18 protein-coding genes are annotated in these 17,467 nt (G+C 69.9%); 3 read left to right on the top strand and 15 right to left on the bottom strand.

Going from position 1 to position 17,467, the window contains the following annotated elements; translation table 11 throughout:
* Positions 1–386: 386 nt before the first annotated feature.
* Positions 387–1,160 (bottom strand): VOC family protein, encoded by a 774-nt coding sequence (locus ABD743_RS41350; protein ID WP_344729710.1) that lies wholly within the window; start codon positions 1,158–1,160, stop codon positions 387–389.
* Positions 1,161–1,297: 137 nt separating this feature from the next.
* On the opposite strand from ABD743_RS41350, the gene ABD743_RS41345 reads away from it, so the two are divergent.
* Positions 1,298–2,080, top strand: coding sequence for a TetR/AcrR family transcriptional regulator (locus tag ABD743_RS41345; RefSeq protein WP_344729708.1), 783 nt, complete (start codon positions 1,298–1,300; stop codon positions 2,078–2,080).
* Positions 2,081–2,097: 17 nt separating this feature from the next.
* Here ABD743_RS41345 and ABD743_RS41340 read toward each other — a convergent pair whose 3' ends face one another.
* The 13 genes from ABD743_RS41340 to ABD743_RS41280 all read right to left on the bottom strand — a co-directional run bounded on the left by ABD743_RS41340 (position 2,098) and on the right by ABD743_RS41280 (position 15,418).
* On the bottom strand, positions 2,098–3,300 hold the full coding sequence (locus ABD743_RS41340; RefSeq protein ID WP_344729706.1) for a hypothetical protein: 1,203 nt from the start codon (positions 3,298–3,300) through the stop codon (positions 2,098–2,100).
* A 111-nt stretch (positions 3,301–3,411) separates the two neighbouring features.
* Positions 3,412–5,784, bottom strand: coding sequence for a xanthine dehydrogenase family protein molybdopterin-binding subunit (locus ABD743_RS41335; protein ID WP_344729705.1), 2,373 nt, complete (start codon positions 5,782–5,784; stop codon positions 3,412–3,414).
* Positions 5,781–6,284 carry a (2Fe-2S)-binding protein gene (locus ABD743_RS41330; RefSeq protein WP_344729703.1) on the bottom strand — a complete coding sequence of 168 codons (504 nt, stop codon included), beginning with the start codon at positions 6,282–6,284 and terminating at the stop codon, positions 5,781–5,783. The genes ABD743_RS41335 and ABD743_RS41330 overlap by 4 nt, the downstream gene beginning before the upstream one ends.
* Entirely contained in the window at positions 6,274–7,167 is an 894-nt protein-coding gene (locus ABD743_RS41325; RefSeq protein WP_344729701.1) for an FAD binding domain-containing protein, read from the bottom strand. The genes ABD743_RS41330 and ABD743_RS41325 overlap by 11 nt, the downstream gene beginning before the upstream one ends.
* Positions 7,164–8,063 carry an alpha/beta fold hydrolase gene (locus ABD743_RS41320; RefSeq protein ID WP_344729699.1) on the bottom strand — a complete coding sequence of 300 codons (900 nt, stop codon included), beginning with the start codon at positions 8,061–8,063 and terminating at the stop codon, positions 7,164–7,166. Before ABD743_RS41320 ends, ABD743_RS41325 begins: the two co-directional genes overlap by 4 nt.
* Before the next feature lie 2 nt (positions 8,064–8,065).
* Positions 8,066–9,079 carry an amidohydrolase family protein gene (locus ABD743_RS41315; RefSeq protein ID WP_344729697.1) on the bottom strand — a complete coding sequence of 338 codons (1,014 nt, stop codon included), beginning with the start codon at positions 9,077–9,079 and terminating at the stop codon, positions 8,066–8,068.
* A 157-nt stretch (positions 9,080–9,236) separates the two neighbouring features.
* A complete protein-coding gene (locus ABD743_RS41310) occupies positions 9,237–9,428 on the bottom strand; it encodes a hypothetical protein (protein WP_344729696.1) in 192 nt (63 codons plus the stop codon).
* Positions 9,429–9,506: 78 nt separating this feature from the next.
* A complete protein-coding gene (locus tag ABD743_RS41305) occupies positions 9,507–10,436 on the bottom strand; it encodes a LysR family transcriptional regulator (RefSeq protein WP_344729695.1) in 930 nt (309 codons plus the stop codon).
* A gap of 37 nt (positions 10,437–10,473) precedes the next feature.
* Entirely contained in the window at positions 10,474–11,217 is a 744-nt protein-coding gene (locus ABD743_RS41300; protein WP_344729693.1) for a GntR family transcriptional regulator, read from the bottom strand.
* Between the two features lie 40 nt (positions 11,218–11,257).
* Positions 11,258–12,709 carry a UbiD family decarboxylase gene (locus ABD743_RS41295; RefSeq protein ID WP_344729692.1) on the bottom strand — a complete coding sequence of 484 codons (1,452 nt, stop codon included), beginning with the start codon at positions 12,707–12,709 and terminating at the stop codon, positions 11,258–11,260.
* Positions 12,710–12,737: 28 nt separating this feature from the next.
* Positions 12,738–13,646, bottom strand: a complete 909-nt coding sequence (locus ABD743_RS41290) for an ABC transporter substrate-binding protein (RefSeq protein ID WP_344729690.1) — start codon at positions 13,644–13,646, stop codon at positions 12,738–12,740.
* Positions 13,647–13,794: 148 nt separating this feature from the next.
* A complete protein-coding gene (locus ABD743_RS41285; protein WP_344729689.1) occupies positions 13,795–14,619 on the bottom strand; it encodes an ABC transporter permease in 825 nt (274 codons plus the stop codon).
* Positions 14,594–15,418 (bottom strand): ABC transporter ATP-binding protein, encoded by an 825-nt coding sequence (locus ABD743_RS41280; protein WP_344729687.1) that lies wholly within the window; start codon positions 15,416–15,418, stop codon positions 14,594–14,596. Before ABD743_RS41280 ends, ABD743_RS41285 begins: the two co-directional genes overlap by 26 nt.
* A 201-nt stretch (positions 15,419–15,619) precedes the next feature.
* On the opposite strand from ABD743_RS41280, the gene ABD743_RS41275 reads away from it, so the two are divergent.
* The gene (locus ABD743_RS41275) at positions 15,620–16,348 is read left to right on the top strand and encodes an isochorismatase family protein (protein ID WP_344729686.1); all 729 of its coding nucleotides are present in this window, start codon (positions 15,620–15,622) and stop codon (positions 16,346–16,348) included.
* Complete coding sequence (locus ABD743_RS41270; protein WP_344729685.1) at positions 16,345–16,980, top strand: UbiX family flavin prenyltransferase; 636 nt, start codon at positions 16,345–16,347, stop codon at positions 16,978–16,980. The genes ABD743_RS41275 and ABD743_RS41270 overlap by 4 nt, the downstream gene beginning before the upstream one ends.
* 13 nt (positions 16,981–16,993) lie before the next feature.
* Here ABD743_RS41270 and ABD743_RS41265 read toward each other — a convergent pair whose 3' ends face one another.
* Positions 16,994–17,467 (bottom strand): hypothetical protein, encoded by a 474-nt coding sequence (locus tag ABD743_RS41265; RefSeq protein ID WP_344729683.1) that lies wholly within the window; start codon positions 17,465–17,467, stop codon positions 16,994–16,996.

Here is a 17,467-nt window from a genome sequence, read left to right as displayed (position 1 = left end):
TAACGGCTCGCTCGCCCACCTACCCTCGGGGGTGTTCACCGCGAAACGCCGCCTGGCTGGTCTGCGCCGCGATCTCCCATAACCTCACCCGCGCCGCGGGCGCCCTGACCGGCGGCCGTCACGCCCGTGAACGTGCCACGACTTTGCGCCGGCGGCTGATCATCACCCCGCCTGGGTCGCGCACTCCGCGCACCAGCAGCTCTTCCACCTGCCTCGGGACTGGCCCTGGGAACCCGGCCTGGACGAACTGTTCCGCCGCGCCCTGCACGCCCCCGCAGCCACCTGACCTCCGCTCCCGCGGGGCCCGACCGGAGAACCAGTGGAACTGCCGGGCAGACCGGCGGCTCACTCACGCCCGGTCACCTCGTCCACCCACGAAAGATCAACTACCTGTCCGGCTCAACATCGACGGTGGATCCAGGCTCAGGGCTGGTCGGCAGGGCGCCGGCGAGGTCGCGCAGACCGGTGAGGGTGTCGGCGAGCGCGACCCGCTCGGCGTCGGTCAGGGCGACCGCGCCTGCCCGGGTCAGGAACTCCATGGCGCCGCCCGGATCGTCGGTCCTGGCGGCGAGTTCTGCCCGGTAGGCCAGGGCGTTGACCAGGTCGACCGGCGTCGACGTGGCCAGGTCCCGGCCGAGTGCGGTGTCCAGGATGCGCACGCCCTGCTCTTCGAACCCGCGCGAGTCGCCCATGACCACGGCGTTGTCCAGGGCCTTGCCGAGCCTGCTCCGGGCCGGCTCGGCGGCAGTGGTGTCGGCTGCGGGTGCGCCGGCAGCGGCGTGGATCCGGATCCAGTTGCCGCCCGGGTCGATGACGGCGAACCCGGACAGGTTGTCGGCGTTCTTGCGCAGGCGCGGCCGGGTCATCCGGGGGATCCCGGCGACCAGGATCTTGCCGTGGGCCGCGCGCATCCCCGCGGCGAAGGCCCGGTACAGCTCCCCGGTGTCGGGCACGATGACCAGGCAGGACCCGTAGGAGTCCGCGGGGTCGAAGCCCGGGATGCCGAAGAAGTGCAGGTCGATGTCTGCGCGCCGCAACGCCACGTGCGGGTTGGGGCGGCTCTGGTAGTAGGTCCGGGTGAACCCCAGCATCGCGTAGAACGCCTCGATCTCGTCGATGTCCGGGCAGGGCAGCAGGGGCACGGTCTTCTCGTTGGCCATGGCAACCTCCATCGTGCAGCGTACCGTACGCTGTACTTTGAACCGTACGGTACGCTGTCCGGAAGCGGCAAGCAGCACCCCTCCACACTCGGCGGGCGCGCTTGGACGGACAGCTGTTCAGCAGGAAGGCACGACCAGTGGCTCGACGTTCCCCGGCGCCCGACCTGGCCCGCAGCATCTACCTGCTGTGGGGCCACCATCCCAGCCCGGGACGCTCGGGCCTGACGGTGCCCGCGATCGTCACCGCCGGTATCGAGATCGCTGACGTCGACGGGTTGGACGCCGTCTCGATGCGGAAGGTGGCCGACCGGCTGGGCGTCGGCGCGATGTCGCTCTACGGGCACGTGCCCGGCAAGGACGACCTCACCGCGCTGATGGTCGACGCGGTCTACGCCGAGCTCTACGGCGATGACGGGAACGGCGGCGGGGATGTAGCGGCCGCGAGCCGGGTCGGCGACTGGCGCGCGGCGATGCGGTTCGTCGCCGAGCGGAACTGGGCGCTCTACCAGCGGCACCCGTGGCTGCTGGACATCCGCTCGTCCCGGCCGACCCTCGGGCCGCACGTCAGCCGCAAGTACGAGGTAGAACTGCGCCCGCTCGACGGCATCGGCCTGTCCGACGTCGAGATGGACGCCGCCCTCACCCTGGTGCTCAGCCACGTCGACAGCACGGCCCGCGCGCACCGCAATGTCTCGCGGACCCGGACCGAGTCCGGGATGTCGGATGCCGAATGGTGGGCCGTCGTGGCCCCGGTCCTCGACCAGGTCATGGCCGACGACGACCTCATCGTGTCCGCCCGGATCGGTGGCGCGGTCGGTGCGCAGTTCGACGCCGCCCAGCATCCCGAGCACGCGCTGACCTTCGGCCTGGACACCATCCTCGCCGGCATCCAGGCCCGGATCACCTCGCCGGGTCCCTGAGCTGAGGCCGCTGCCGGTCAGCTCACTGTCGGCAAAGGGCTCTGATAGGGTGCACTACGCGCCGAAACAGGCCCGGCTGCCTGGGCATTCCAGGCAGCGACCGCCTGGGTGAAGTCGGGACTGGGCTTGTTGAATACTTGGAACTGCTTCACGGTGACCTTGAGATTCGCATCGACGGTGAAGCCCCACACGACAACCGCGTAGACCTTGCCTTCATCAGGACCCTTGCGGCACACCACCGACGCCTCGAACTCGTAGTCACGGTTGCCGCGATCCGAGCTCGGCCCGTCATGCAACCACGCACGTGAGTTGCCACGCTTCCAGACCGAGCTCTTTCGCACCCACAACTCGACATTGGGGAAGGTCTTCTTCCCGTCGTCCTTCATGCCGTACCAGCCCTGCTTCATCCCGCCGGCACGATCGATCGCCACATGATTCGGAGTCATTCGCGCGATCCCCTGGGAGGTGACGTTGTCGCGCGTGTGCGAGTCGACGACGCGGACGGTCTGGATGATGCCGATCTCACCCGCGTGAGCCGCCGGCCCGGGGCGGAACTCGAACTCGAACACGTATTTGAACGGCCTCCGTGGCCGGGTGCGGTCATCACCGTGCTGGATCTTCGACTCCAACACCTCAACCGTGCCGTAACCCTTGCCAGGTTCGGCCTGCTCGGCGCCTACATCCGCCGTGCTCAGCTGCGCCGCGATCGCGCTGCGAAGACGTGACGTCGAGAGGCCCGAACGCTGGGCAGCGTCGTCGAGGTAGCGCAGTTGATCAGGTTTGAGCGACGCCAGCGTGCCGGTCTGCCATTCCTCGAGTTTCCGACCGGACGACTCATCGATCTGCTCCGGGGTGGGCGAGGATGGCAATCCGGAAAGCAGCCGGACGACGTGACCCCAGTTCCCGGCCGCGATCGCTTTCGAACACTCAGTCTCGGTCGCAGCGGGCGGGGTGTCGACGACCCGCTGCACCGTCAGCCCGTTCCCGGGCGAATCGTCCACCGAGCGTTCGCCGCCGGTACGATCAGCCGAAAGACGGCGGAGCAGATGCCCGACGGCAGCGTTTCCTGCGCTGCGCTGCAGGGCCAGAATTTCGGCGGCCGGCCCGCCCGTCGAACGCGGAAGCGGTGCTGCCCTCGCGGGCCGACCATGCACCGTTCCTTGTGCATCAGGGTGATGGTGTCGGGGCGGCGGATCTGCAAAACCGTGACTGCCGACCACGCATCGAGAATAATCGCGCAACGATCAGCAGGAAGATCGCCGCAACAGGAGCAGTCTCACCACTAGCACCGGAAAGACCTGCGTGCCGACGTGGGAAGCCGTCGGCCGGCGTCAGGCTCCGGGTGCTGCGGTCATCGCTCCGACGACCTTCGCCGGGCTCAGCGGCAGCTCGGTGATCCGTGCTCCGAACGAGCGCAGGGCGTCCTCCACGGCGTTGGCGATCGCGGCGGGCACCGGGATGGTGCCGCCCTCCCCCGCACCCTTGGCACCCAGCGGATTCAGGGGGCTCGGGGTGTGCAGGTGCACCAGTTCGACCGGGGGCACCTCGACGGCGGACGGCAGGGCGTAGTCCAGGTAGCTGGTGCTCTGCGGCTGTCCCGTCTCGTCGTAGAACGGTTCCTCGTAGAGGGCGTTGCCGATGCCGTGGGCGAAACCGCCCAGCACCTGTCCGTCCACCAGCAACGGGTTGATCACCGTGCCGCAGTCGTGGCCGATCACGTACTTGAGGATCTCGATCCCCCCGGTCTCCGGGTCGACCTCCACAACCACGGCGTGGGTCCCGCTGGCGTACGCAGCCCGCTCGGGAGCGAAGTAGGAGGTGGTCTCCAGCCCCGGCAGGATCCCCGGGGCCAGCGTGATCCCGTGCTTGCCGACGTTCGCGGCCTGGGCGATCTCCCGCAACGACACGCCGCGCTCCTGCTCGTCCGCCACGCAGATCCGGTCGCCGACGAGGACCAGCCCCTCCGAGCTGGTCTTGAGCATCGCCTCGGCCACCAGGAAGAGCTTCTCGCGCATCTCGCGTCCGGCCTGCAGCGTGGCCGGACCCGCGGTGGCGGTGTTGCGGGAGGCGAACGTGCCTTGGCCGAACGGGATCCGGCTGGTGTCGCCGGTGGTGACCCGGATCAGGTCGATGTCCATGCCGAGGGCGTCGGCGGCGATCTGCGCGTAGACCGTCTCGTAGCCCTGCCCCTGTGGCGCGGCGGCGAGCGTCACGATGATCGTGCCGTCGTTGGCGAGCCGGAACCGCGAGCCCTCGTACGGGCCGAGGCCGCAGCCCTCGACGTAGGCGGCGAGGCCGATCCCGATCAGGCGTCCCTTGGCCTGCAGTTCGCGCTGCCGCTCGCGCTCGCCGTCGTAGTCCAGGCGGGCGAGCACCGCCTCGAGCAGCTGCGGATAGTCGCCGCTGTCGTAGGTGAGCGGGCTGCCGTCGCGGAAGGTGAGCCCGACCCGGTAGGGGAACTCGTCGGCCGGCACGAGGTTGCGGCGCCGGAACTCGGCCGGGTCCATGCCCAGGTGCTCTGCGGCGCGGTCCACCATCCGCTCCATGGCGACCACGGCCTGCGGACGGCCCGCGCCGCGCACGGAACTGGTCGGCACCATGTTCGTGTAGCAGGCGATCAGCTCGGAGTGGATGTTCGGGATGCGGTACTGGCCGGGCAGGGTGCTCAACGTGATCATGGGCACCTGCAGGCCCGCGCAGTACGCCCCCTGGTCGTGCTGGAAGACGTTGCGGACGGCCAGGATGTGGCCCTCGTCGTCGAACCCGATCTCGACGTCGTGCACCTGGGTGCGCTCCATCATCGTGGCGACGAAGTTCTCCTGGCGGTCCTCGATCCACTTGACCGGGTGCCGCAGGATCTTCGCGAGGTAGGGGATCACCGCCTCCTCACCGTAGAACTGGGCCTTCGGCCCGAACCCGCCGCCGACGTCGGGAGGCGCGACCACGCGGATCTCGTCCTCGGGCACGTCGTAGAGGTAGGCGAGCTGGTTGCGCACGTAGTGCGGGGACTGCGTGGTGTCCCAGACGGTCAGCTGTCCGGTGGCGGCGTCGAAGGACCCGACCACCCCGCGGGTCTCCATCGAGTGCCCGCCGCCGCGCGCCACCGTGAACCGTTCCCGCAGCCGGTGCGGCGCGGCGGCCAGCGCGGCGTCCGGGTCGCCCGCGGTCTGGATGACGTGCACCGCGACGTTGCTGTCCAGCTCCTCGTGGACGAGCGGAGCACCGTCGGCCAGCGCCGCCCCGGTGGACGAGACCGCCGGCAGCACGTCGTACTCGACATCGATCAGCTCGAGCGCGTCCTCGGCGACGTGCCGGGAGACGGCGATGACCACGGCCACCGGCTCCCCGACGAAGTGCACCGACTCGGGCGGGAGCGGCAGGCGGGGGATGTCCCGCAGCTGCGGATGGGTGACCTTCGGCGGGATCCCTTTCGCGAGCACCCGCAGGTCGGAGCCCGTCCACACCCCGAACACACCGGGCAGCGCAGCAGCGGCGCCGGTGTCGATCGCGACGATGCGGGCGGAGGCGTGCGGGCTGCGCAGGAACGCCGCCTCGTAGCAGCCGGGCAGGTCGAGGTCGTCGAGGTACCGCGCGGCGCCGGTCAGGAGCCGGTGGTCCTCGCGGCGCCGCAGCGGCGCGCCGATCTGCGGGTTCACCACCTGCGTTTTGCGGTCAGGCGTGGCTGTGGTCAACACGCTGGTCATCGGCGTCCCCGCCCTTCCGAGACCTCGAGCAGCGCTGCAACCATCCCGGCGTAGCCGGTGCAGCGGCAGATGTTGCCCGCGAGGACGTCTCGAGCCTCCGCGGCGGAGGTGACCCGGCCTTCGCGCAGGGCCGCCGTGGTGCTCATCAGGAATCCGCTCGTGCAGAACCCGCACTGGACGGCGTGGTGCTTGCGGAACGCCGCCTGCAGGTCGCCGAGGTCACCGTCCTCGCCCGCCAGGCTTTCGACGGTCTCCACCTCCGAGCCGTCGACCTGGGCTGCGAGCAGAAGACAGGACCGCACCGCGGCACCGTCGACGATCACGGTGCACGCGCCGCACACACCGTGCTCGCAGCCGAGGTGGGTGCCGGTCAGGCGCAGACGGGTGCGGAGGAAGTCGGCCAAGCTGAGGCGGCTGTCGACGATCTCGTCGTGGCGAACGCCGTTGACGGTCGTGACGACCCGGACCACTTCCTCCTGATCGGACAGTTCAGGCTGCATGGCTTCGTCCTTCCCGAGGCAGCTCGCCATGAGAGATGTCGCCGAGCACCTGGCGGGCGAGGGCCCCGACCAGGTCGCGTCGGTACTGCGCGGGTGCATGGACGTCGCCGGTGGGCTCGACCTCCTGGCGCACGGCCCTCTCGGCGGACGCGAGCGCGCGGGGTTCGAGCCGGCTGCCGATCACGAGCTGCTCGGCAGCGGTGAGCCGCTGGGGGGTCGCGCCGATCCCTGCGGCGACCAGCCTGCAGGCCGTCACGGTCCCGTCGTCGTCGCGTGTGGCGACCCCCGCCACGCCGGCGAGGGCGAAGTCACCGTGCCGCGCGGCGAACTCCCGGAAGGCGGTCGCGGTGCCCGGCGCCAGATCGTCGATCGAGACGCCCATGAGCAGCTCGTCCTCCTCCAGAGCCGTGGTGAGGTGGAAGACGAAGAAGTCGTCCGCCGGCACGATCCGTTCCCCACGCTTCGAGACGATGTGCAGGTCCGCCCTGAGCGCGGTCATGACCGCAGGCAGCTCGGCCGCCGGGTCGGCGTGGGCGAGGCTGCCGCAGACGGTGCCGCGATTGCGGATCTGCGGGTGAGCGACCTGCGTGAGCGCGGTGCGCAGAAGCGGAAGATCGGTGGCGAGCTCGGCCGACCGCTCCACCACGCGCTGCCGCGCGAGTGCGGGGATGTGCCATCCCGTGTCCGTCCGGACGGGCTGGTCGAGTCCGGGCAGGCGGTTGATGTCCACGAGGTGCTCGGGGGCCGCCATCCGGAAGTTGAGCAGCGGAATCAGGCTCTGCCCGCCCGCGAGCACCTTGGCCTCGCCTCCGTGGTCGGCGAGCAGGTCGAGCACGTCGGCCAGCGACCGCGGCGCGTGGTAAGCGAAGCGGCCCGGTTTCATGCGACCACCGCCGCGTGTCCTGCTGTCCCGGCGAGACAGCACGTGCCGACCGGGTCGGGTTCGGCCGGTTCAGCGTCCTCGAGGTGGGCTCGCACGAGCCCGGCCAGGTCCGGGCGCTCCACGAGCGACAGATGACGGAGTCCGGCCAGAGTGCGGTGACGTCCATCGGCGACGCCTTCGGCGATCGCGCGGCCCATCTCCACGGGAGTCGCGTAGTCCTCCTCACCCGTCACGGACAACGTCGGGGCGGTGATCCCCGCCAGCAGGTGGCGCGCATCGAGCCGGCCCAGCGCGAGCGACGCCTCCGCGTGCGCGCCGGAGTCGGTCTCGACGAAGATCCCGGCGATGCGGCGCACCTCGTCGTGGTGGGTGCGCAGGAAACCCTCGGTGAACCAGCGGTCGACCTGGAACGGCACCTGCCGCCTGCGGGTCAGCGCGACCGCCCGTTCGGCGCGCTCGGTCCAGGCCTCGACGGCCGTCTCGCCGTACCAGGCGGTCGTGTCGGCGAGCACCAGCCGATCCACGCGTGCCTGGTGTGTTCCGGCGAACTCGATCGCGACGCTGCCACCCATCGACATGCCGAGCACGTGGGCGCTCGCCAGGCCGAGCCCGTCGAGGAGGGCGGCGAGGTCGGCTGCGAGATCGGCCATGTCGAACGACCTGCCGTCCCAGCCGCTCCCGCCGTGCCCGCGGGCGTCCGCGGCGATGACGTCGAAGTGCGGGGCGAGCCGCGCGGCGTACGGACCCCACATGCGGCTGTCCAGGGCCAACGAGTGCAGCAGCACGAGCGGATGCCCGCGTCCAGTCCGGCGGTAGGCGATCGGACCGACAGGCCCGTCCACGGAGTCCGGGCTCATGTCGAACGCGGCGGATGGGGCTAGCGCATGATCAACCATGTTCACTTCCTGGTGAGCAGCCGGTCGAGGTTCCCGCCGAGCACGGCGGTCGTCACGTCCGCTCCGAGGCCGGCCTCCCTCACCGTTTCGACGGGTTGCGGGTCGCCCAGTGGGAACGGGAAGTCGCTGCCCAGCAGCACCTGCTCGGAGCCCACGGTGTCGACGAGGTGCCGAATCGCATCCGGTGTCATGGTCACGGTGTCGAAGTAGAGGTCGCAGAGGTAGTCCGACGGCCGGTCCCGATCGATCGTGTACGACGAGAGCCGCTCGCTGCGATGCGCCCCGTCCAGCCGTCCGCGCTGGTACGGCAGGAAGCCACCGCCGTGCACGGTGATCAGCCGCAGCTGGGGGAAGCGGTCCAACGCACCGGACAGGATCAGGCGGGCGAATCCGAACGTGGTGTCGACGAGCCGGCAGTAGGCATTGGCGAACTCGGCGCTGTCGGGCAGCCCCTGAGCAGCCGGGCCGATGCTCGGCGGGTGCACCAGCACCGGGACGCCGAGTCCCTCGACGGCGGCCCACAGCGGGTCGAGGCGCCGGTCGGCTAGGTCGTGACAATGAGCCGGATTCGTGCTGAAGACGAGGCCGGCCATCCCGTCGTGCACGACAGCGGACTCGAGATCCTTCGCCGCCTGCTCCGGATCGTCGAGCGCCACGACGGCGAGGGTTCCGGGGCCGGCTCCACCCGCCTCGGCGAGGACCGCCTCGTTGACCCTGTGAGCCCAGCTACGCGCGTCGGCAGCCGACATGCCGGGGGTGGGCAGCACCCCGTCCCACGGTGAGAGGAGCTGCCCGTCGATGCCGGTCCGCGTGCGGTACTCCTCGCGGAGCTCGCTCTTGGACAGGAACGGGGCGACGACGGTCGTGTCCGCGCCGGGGAACTCGATGGCCCATCCCCGCTCGAGCTTGCGAGCGCTGACACCGTCGAGATCCGATCGTCGGGCGACCTCCTCCAGCAGGGCGAGGGGCACGGTGTGCGCGTGTGCGTCGACGACGCTGTGACCGATGCTCTCCACGGCTCGACCGTATGGCCGGCCACGCATACCGACCAGCGCGAAGAACTAATGCCGGAGATTAGCCTGCCTAATGAACTACGCCAGGAATCGCCGGTGTCAGATGGTAGACGGGAAAGGACTGGTCACGGGACCGCGGGAGAAGATCTGTCGGCGGTAACTACCACGCGGCCGCCACGACCTCGACCGCGGCGATGGGCATGACAACGACCGCCAGGACGATCACCCCCCATCGCGCGCGCTTCACGAGGCCTTCGTGAGCCGACCATGCGGCGCGGTCCTCCAGCACCATGAGGAGCCCGTACACCGCCGCAAGGCCCACCGCGATCAGCAGGATCACGAACACGTTCATGGGACTCCTTCCGACGCTGCTGTCAGGAGCGCCGTCGGAGCCGCCTGATACGTGACGCCCGGCCGAAGGGCCGCGGAGTCAGAGACCTTCCGAGCCCGTGGCCAGTTCGACGGAGGCGGCCGACACCTCCCGCAGCACGTCGAGCAGCTGGCCGACCAGTGGGTCGCGCCGGGTCTCCGGCAACGTGGCGGCGTGGATCCGGCGGCTGAACGCCGGCTCGTCGAAGGGCACGGCAACCACGTCCGGGCGCTGCGCCACCAGCGACAGCCGAGGGGCGACCGCGAGTCCCACTCCCGCGGCCACGAGACCTTGCAGCGACGTGTAGTCCTCCGTGCGGAAGACGACGTCGGGCTCGAACCCGGCGATGCGGCACATCACCTCGAACGCATCGGCGTACGGGGCACGGTGCGGGCGGGCCACCCACGCCTCCGCACCCAGGTCACGCAAGCGCAGCGGCTCGGTGCGATCGGCGAGCGGGTGGCCCGCCGGGAGCAGCACGCACATCGGGTCGTCGAGCAGGTGGTGGCGCTCCAGCATGTCCAGCGGGCGGGGGGCGAAGTCGTAGTCCCACGTCAGCCCGACGGTGACGCCACCGTCGGCGAGCTGTGCCGCGAGCTCGTCTGGCTGGCAGGGATGCAGGACGAGACGTGTGTCGGCATGGCGCCGGCGGTACTCCTGCACCACGAGCGGGATCAGGTACGCACCCGCGGTGGAGAAGACACCGAGGTGCACCGACGCGGGACGCTCGCCGAGCCGGTGCAGCTCGTGTTCGAGGCTGGCCAGCTCGCCCAGCAACAATCGGGCGCGGTCGGCGAGCAGTCGCCCCGCTGCCGTCAGCAGGATGCCGCGCGGGCACCGCTCGACGAGCGCCGTGCCGACCTCCCGCTCGAGGATCGCCATCTGCTGCGAGATCGCCGACTGCGTGAGGTGCAGCCGAGCAGCAGCGGCCGTGAACGACCCCTCCTCCGCCACCGTGCAGAAGATCCGCAGCCTTCTGGTGTCGAGCACGACCCTCCTTCCCGACGCTCAGCGACGCCGCAGGTGATCAGCGTCCATCCGCTGATCCGAGCCCCGTCCATCCCGACCGTTCGATCGCGACGAGGCCGCGCATGACCAGCCCGGACGTCAACGCGGCAGCGAGGTCGGCGTCCCGGTCCTCATAGGCGCGCAGAAGACGCTCGTGGTCCTCCACCGAACGCTGGAGGCGGCCCGGGAGCGACAGGCTGACGTGACGCAGCTGCAGCATCCGCAGCCCGAGGCTGTCCAGCACCCGGCACAGCGTGCGGTTGCCTGCGATCTCCGCCTCGGTGTTGCGGAAGTGGACGTTGATCCAGAAATAGCGGTCGACGTCGTCGTCCGCCACCGCTTGTTCCAGCTGTTCCTGCAGCACCCGCAGCCGCGCGATGTCGGCGGCGCCCGCGACCTGCACCACCTCGCGGCTGACCAGCGCGTACAGGTGCGCGCGCACGCGGTAGAGCTCCCGCACCTCCTCGATCCGCAGGGGGGCGACGCGGGGCCTACGGTGGGCGGAGATCTCGACGAACCCCTCGCGCTCGAGCGTGAGCAGGGCCTCCCGCACTGGTGTGCGGCTGCTGCCGAACGTGCGGGCGAGCTCCACGGAGTTCAGGTCGTCGCCGGGCAGCAGCCTGCCCTCGATGATGTCCGTTCCGACCTTCACGATGATCTCGTCGACGATGCTCGTGCCGCCGGTCCGGTTGAGCACCCGAAGCAGCTCCCGCCGCCCCAGGCTGTGTACCGGACCCGACATCGTCGTCTCGGCTGTGCTCATCGCCACCTCCACGTTCCGCCTTCCCGGTCCCGCTCCTGCGTCAGCCGAGCGCGTCCGGCCATTTGGCCAGCACCCGGTCGCGCAACTCCCGGCTGGTCTCCGCCACCCGCGGGAATCCCGCGAGCCTCTCGAACGGCCGGCAGGCGTCGATCACCGCCCTCGTGTTGTAGGGCGGTGCACCCGGCTCGCGCAGCGGGTCGACCCGGCTGCCCCACGTGTAGCGCTGGACGTCGATGTCACGCCCGGGCTCGGTGCGCGTGCACACCGCCCACATGACGTCGTTGAGGCTCCGCGGGTCGACGTCGCCGTCGACCACGATCACCAGCTTGTTCATGTACGCGGCGGCGGGCAGCTGGGCGGTGAGATGCCCCGCCTGCCGGGCGTGCCCGGCGTAGCGCTGATGCACCGACACGGCGAGCAGCTGACGCCCACCGCCGACCTCGTGGGCCCACACGCCCTCCAGCCCGGCCAGCCCCGTGGAGACGAGGGCGTCGTGGATCATCGCCGATTTCATCACGCTGCGCATGTAGGAGTAGTCGTGCGGCGGTTTCCCGGGGGGCGCGCCCAGCAGGATCGGGTCGTTGCGGTGGTAGACACGCTCGACGTCCATCGTCAGGATCTGCTCGGAGCCGCCACTGTAGTAGCCGGTCCACTCGCCGAAGGGGCCCTCGTCGGCCTTGCGGTCCGGGTACAGCCAGCCTTCCACTGCGATCTCGGCAGTCGCCGGGATCGGCAGGCCCGTCACCTCGCCGCGGATGATGTCGACCGGCCTGCCGAGCACCGCGCCGGCGTAGTCCAGCTCGGACAGATCACGAGGCACCTCGGTGCCGGCCACGATGAGCAGCAGCGGGTCCTGCCCGAGCGAGGCCGTGACCGGGGCGCGCCCCTCCTTCGCGAACCACTCTCGGACGTGCATCGCGCCGTGCTTGCCGGCCTCGATGTTCACGCTCACCGCCCGGCCGTCGTCCTGCACCTGCATCCGGTACGCCCCGGCGTTGACCTCGCCGGTGTTCGGATCGGTGGTGAAGACCGCGCACCCGGTGCCGATGTAGCGGCCGCCGTCGCCCTCGTGCCAGCGCGGCACGGGGAACCTCAGCAGGTCGACGGCATCTGCATGGTCGACGTTCTCCAGGACGGGCCCCGAGTCGACCACACGCGCCCGGTAGCGCGGGGCGTTCTCGATCCACTGGTTGGGCTTGCTCCGCAGCGCCTGCACCAGCGCACGGTCGTCGAGGTCGGTGCCCAGGCGCAGCGTGAGGCCGAGCCTCCGGGCGTTCGACATGCTGCCGGAGAGCACACGTGCACCCTGCGGGTAGCCCACGACACGGTCGAACAGCAATGCGGACGGTGACGTGCGCCGGTAGTTCACGTCCGACGCCGCGCCGATCTCCAGATCCCAGTGTGCGCCCTCGACGACCTTCAGCTCGCCGAGCTCGTTCACCAGTTCCAGCCAGCTACGCAGGTCGTCGACCTGGTCCAGCGAGGTTCCCATGATGCTCGTGACTCCTTGCCTTCTCGGGCTAGGTTTTCTTGTAGAGCGAGTCGATGAATCCGCTGCGCTGCAGGTCCTCGACCATCGTGTTGTCCAGGTATGACGAGATGTCCGCCGGCGGCGGGTCGTGCCGCTCCGCCGCCGCGTCGTCGAAGGCCGCCTTGGCCAGCGCCGGGTCCACGGTGGGGACCCTCGCCCACAGTGGCTCGAAGAAGTCGTAGGCGTACTCGGCCAGTTTCGGGTCGGTGGAGCCGCTGTGCTTGCGGATGCTCGCGATGGCAGCCGCCTTGTCGGTGTGCAGGATCGCCAGGCACTCCACCTCGGACTTGACGAACGCCTGGACGGCCGCGGGATGTGACTTCAGGAAGTCGGTCGTCGTGACGTAGGCGTTCGCCGCCGAGGGATACCGCGTGAAGTCCATGACTTTGTGGAAGCCCAGGGCCCGGGTCTTCGTCCCGGTCGGCGGCTGGGTCACGATCACGTCGACCGCTCCCGTCTGGAGCGCGGTCACCTCGGCCGAGGTGCTCTTGAGGAACGTCTTCTGCACGTCGTTCTCGGTCCAGCCCTTGTCGCGCAGCAGCGCGTCCACCGACGCGTCGCCGAGCGAGCCCGGAGAGCTGAGCCCTATCCGCTTGCCCTTGAGCTGGTCGGGCGAGGTGATGCTCGGCGAGCCCCACATCTCGAGGTAGTAGCGGGGTATCGGCAGCGCGATGTAGCTCAGGCCGAAGCCGGCGAGAGCGCCGGCCGCGGTGCTGCGGGCCTCACCGGCGCCGATCTGCACGCTGTTGCTCGCGATCGCCGGGAACAGCTGCGAGCTGCTGTTGAGCAGAGTCAGCGTGACGTCGAGGCCGTTCTTCTCGAACACCCCCTTGTCCTCGCAGACGTAGAGGTCGTCGTAGGCCGCACCGACGGCGGTGTAGCCGATGGTCATCGACATGTTCGACGAGGGGGCGGCAGCACCCGCGGTGCCGCAGGCCGTCGACGCGGCCGCGAGGACGACCGCGGCGACTGTGAGGAGGAGTCGTGGACGGATGACGATGGCCTTTCGTGCGGGGCGCAGCACTGCGCGCCGGGGTTGGCACGGGTCAGACCGAGCTGGACCAGAAGGTGAGGCGGCGTTCGAGCCAGGCGACGCTGCGCGTGAGCAGCACGGCGAGCACCGCGATCACGACGATCGCAGCCATGGCGTTGTCCATCTCGACGTTGGAGGTCTCCGTCTGCACGACGTAACCGAGGCCCGAGTTGCCCATGAACAGCTCTGCCACGATCGCCCCGACGAGAGCGCGGCCTACGGCCTGCCGCACGCCGGCCAGGATGAACGGCAGCGTGGCCGGGAACGCGATGGCGCGCAGCGTGAGCAGCCGGGAGGCGCAGAACACCCGTGCGACGTGCAGATAATTGCTGTCGATGTTGCGTGCCCCGGCGATCACGTTGATCAGGAGCGGGAATGCCGCGCTCCACACGACAATCACCAGCCGCGCCTCGGCACCGATGCCGAACCAGAAGATCACGATCGGCAGAAACACCACGAAAGGCACCGCGTACATGATGCTGACGACGGGTTCGGTGAGGTCGAAGAGAATCCGGCTGCGCCCGATGATCAGTCCCAGCGGGATTCCGACCACGATCGTGATGATCATTCCGTAGACCACGCTCGACACGGTGGAGAGCAGCGGGAGCCACAGGTCCCCGGTGCGGATCATCTCGACCAGCCCGCCGACGGCACCGACCGGTGAGCTGGTGAACCTGTCGTCCACCACACCGGTCCATGCGCAGAGCTGCCAGGCGCCCAGCACGACGACGAGGCCGATGAGCCCCAGCGTCCCCGACTTCAGCCGACGCTCGCGCCGAGGACGCGGGTGCTCCACCGGAGAGGTTGCGGATCTAGCCGGCGAGACGTGCGTCGTCATCGGACGTCATCCTCCGTGAGGGCTGGGACTGTTTCATGACGAGATCGGTGATCTCGTCGACGAGTGCCAGGAACTCGGGCGACCGCTTCACCGCAGGAAGCCGCGGTCGTGGCAGGCCCACACGGATGTCCGCGACGAGGTGGGCCGGTCCCTTCGAGAGCACGATGACCCGATCCGCGAGGAACACCGCCTCCGGAACGTCGTGCGTGATGAACATGGCCGTCTTGCCCGCCTGGATCCCGTCGGCCTGCCAGATACGCGTCAGCTCCTCCTGCATGACCTCCCTGGTCTGGGCGTCGAGGGCCGAGAAGGGTTCGTCGAGCAGGATCAGCTCGGGATCGGTGGCCAGCGCACGGGCCAGGTTGACGCGCTGGCTCATTCCGCCCGACAGCTCGCGTGGGTACTTCTCACCCTTCCCCGCGAGCCCGACGAGTTCGAGCAGCTCCAGGGTCCTCCCCCGGCCGTCCGCGTCGAGGCGGCCGTGGGCCTTGAGGCCGAACTGGATGTTCTCGACGACGGTGTGCCACGGGAACAGGGAGGCCTGCTGGAAGACCAGCGATCGCTCCCGGCCGGGGCCCACGATCTGCCGCCCGTCGAGGCTGAGCTCGCCCGACACGACGGGAGTCAGTCCGGCGACCGCGGTGAGGAAGGTCGTCTTGCCGCAGCCACTCGGGCCGACGACGGCGATGAACTCATTCGCCGCGACGTCGAAGGTCAGCCCGTCGACGGCGAGTGCGAAGGTGCCCTTGCGTCCGGAGCTGTGGCCGATCTGGATGTCCCGAACGCAAAGCTTCGTCACGGGTAACTCCATGTGCTCGTCCTCCTTGATCGAGCCGGTCTTCCGCGAGACGGAAAGTCGAAGTGTCGACACTTGAAGTGAATCACTCTGATTTCAACCCGTCTAGACCCGCAATGGCCGTCCAGACGCCACATGAGGCCCACAAGTGTCGACGGGGCGGTAGGGTGACCAGACATCCCGAGCGACTCGAGAGGAGCCGAGGTGCACCGCGCGACGAGGGGCTGGAACCGCTTCCTCACCGACCAGGACACGCAGTTACTCGCCCGGACATCGTGGGCCAAACGCGAACCGTTCGGCCTGGGCACGACTCCCGCGGTAATCGTCATCGACGCTTACCGCGCCGCGCTCGGCGATTCCCGCAGACCGCTCCTCGAAGCCGTCGACGCCTGGCCGTCCGCGTGCGGTCCCGCGGGCTGGGCCGCCGTCGACCGCACCGTGCCGGTCCTCGCCGCTGCTCGCGACCGGAACGTCCCCGTCTTCTACCTCACAGGCCTCGTCGCGAACCCCAACCCGTGGAACCGCAAGCGCCGTGACCGGCCCAGAGACCCCGCCCGAACGGCCCGGGACATGCGCATCGTCGACGAACTCACACCCGCCGACGGCGACGTCGTCCTGGAGAAATGCACGCCGAGCGGGTTCACGAGCAGCCCGCTCGACGCGCTGCTCACCGCGGCCCGGATCGACACGGTCCTGCTCTGCGGTGAGGCGACCAGCGGATGTGTCCGCGCCACCGCGATCGATGCCTGCGTGCTCGGCTACCGGGTCGGCGTCGTCGAGGACTGCTGCTTCGACCGGATCGAGGCCAGCCACTGGATGAGCCTCTTCGACCTGGACCAGAAGTACGGAGACGTGATCGACTCCGCCGCCGTTCTCCGGTACCTCGGGGGAGACGGCGCCGAAGCGATGAACGCCGGCGAGGTCGGGGCATGAGGATCATCGTGGGGATGACCGGGGCCAGCGGAGCCCCCTACGGCGTGCGGATGCTCGAAATCCTCCACGACAACCCGGCCGTCGAGACGCACCTGGTGATCTCACGGGCGGCGGCCTTGACGATCCGCCACGAGTGCGGCCTCGACGTGCGCGCGGTCGAGGAGCTGGCGGACGTCGTGCACAAACCCTCCGCCATCGGGGCGACGATCGCCTCCGGCTCCTTCCCCGTGCACGCGATGCTGGTTGTGCCGTGCTCGATCAAGACGCTGTCGGCGATCGCCCACTGCTACGCGAACGACCTGATCTCCCGCGCGGCGGACGTCTGCCTCAAGGAGGGTCGCCCGCTCCTGCTCATGGTGCGGGAGACACCGCTGCACGTCGGCCATCTCCGCACCATGACCGCCGCCGCCGAGGCGGGCGCGATCCTGATGCCCCCGGCCCCGGCTTTCTACGCCCGTCCGACCTCGGTGGAGGACATCGTGGAGCACACGGTGCGCCGGGCCCTGGCCCGCGTCGGGGTTCCCGGCGCCGCTCCCGCCGAATGGGACGGCAGGGTGGAGAACCGGCAGGACCGAGGCGACGCCGATGACGCCGCCAACGGACACGTGATCCCGTTGCGCGACGGACGGTGACGCCGGTGGGCTGCTAGTCCACCCGTGCCGGCACGCGGCCGAGGGCGTCGAGCGCCTCGACCACGAAGTAGATGCCGCGGAAGAAGCGCAGGACGTTGCCGCGTTCGAGCCGGATCCGCCGGTACATCACGAGCTGCCCGGCGTTGGCGCCGCCGACCAACTCCCGCCACACCTCGTGCGGAGCGGCCAGCACGTAGTCGGCACCTGCCGCTTCGGCCGCGTCCACGACAGCCCCCCGCACACAGCGCCCCTTCTGCCACTGCAGCAGCAGATGCGCCGGACCGCCGCCCAGCGCGGCGGGCAACTCGGCGTCCGACAGCACCCATGTGGCGTCGTATTCGGCGCGGACCTTCTCGATCCACTCCCAGTAGGTGGGCAGCTTGCTCGCCCGTAGCTCCTCGCTTGGGTCGGCGTCGACGGCCTCGCGGACGGCCTGCGCCCACTGCGGCCCGAAGATGTCGGGCGCCTGCGTCACGGTCGTGGTCAC

Source organism: Pseudonocardia yunnanensis, assembly GCF_039534065.1.
GTDB classification, from domain to species: Bacteria; Actinomycetota; Actinomycetes; order Mycobacteriales; family Pseudonocardiaceae; genus Pseudonocardia; species Pseudonocardia yunnanensis.
The sequence above is the reverse complement of the archived record's forward strand: the minus strand, read 5'-3'. Positions and strand labels throughout refer to the sequence as shown.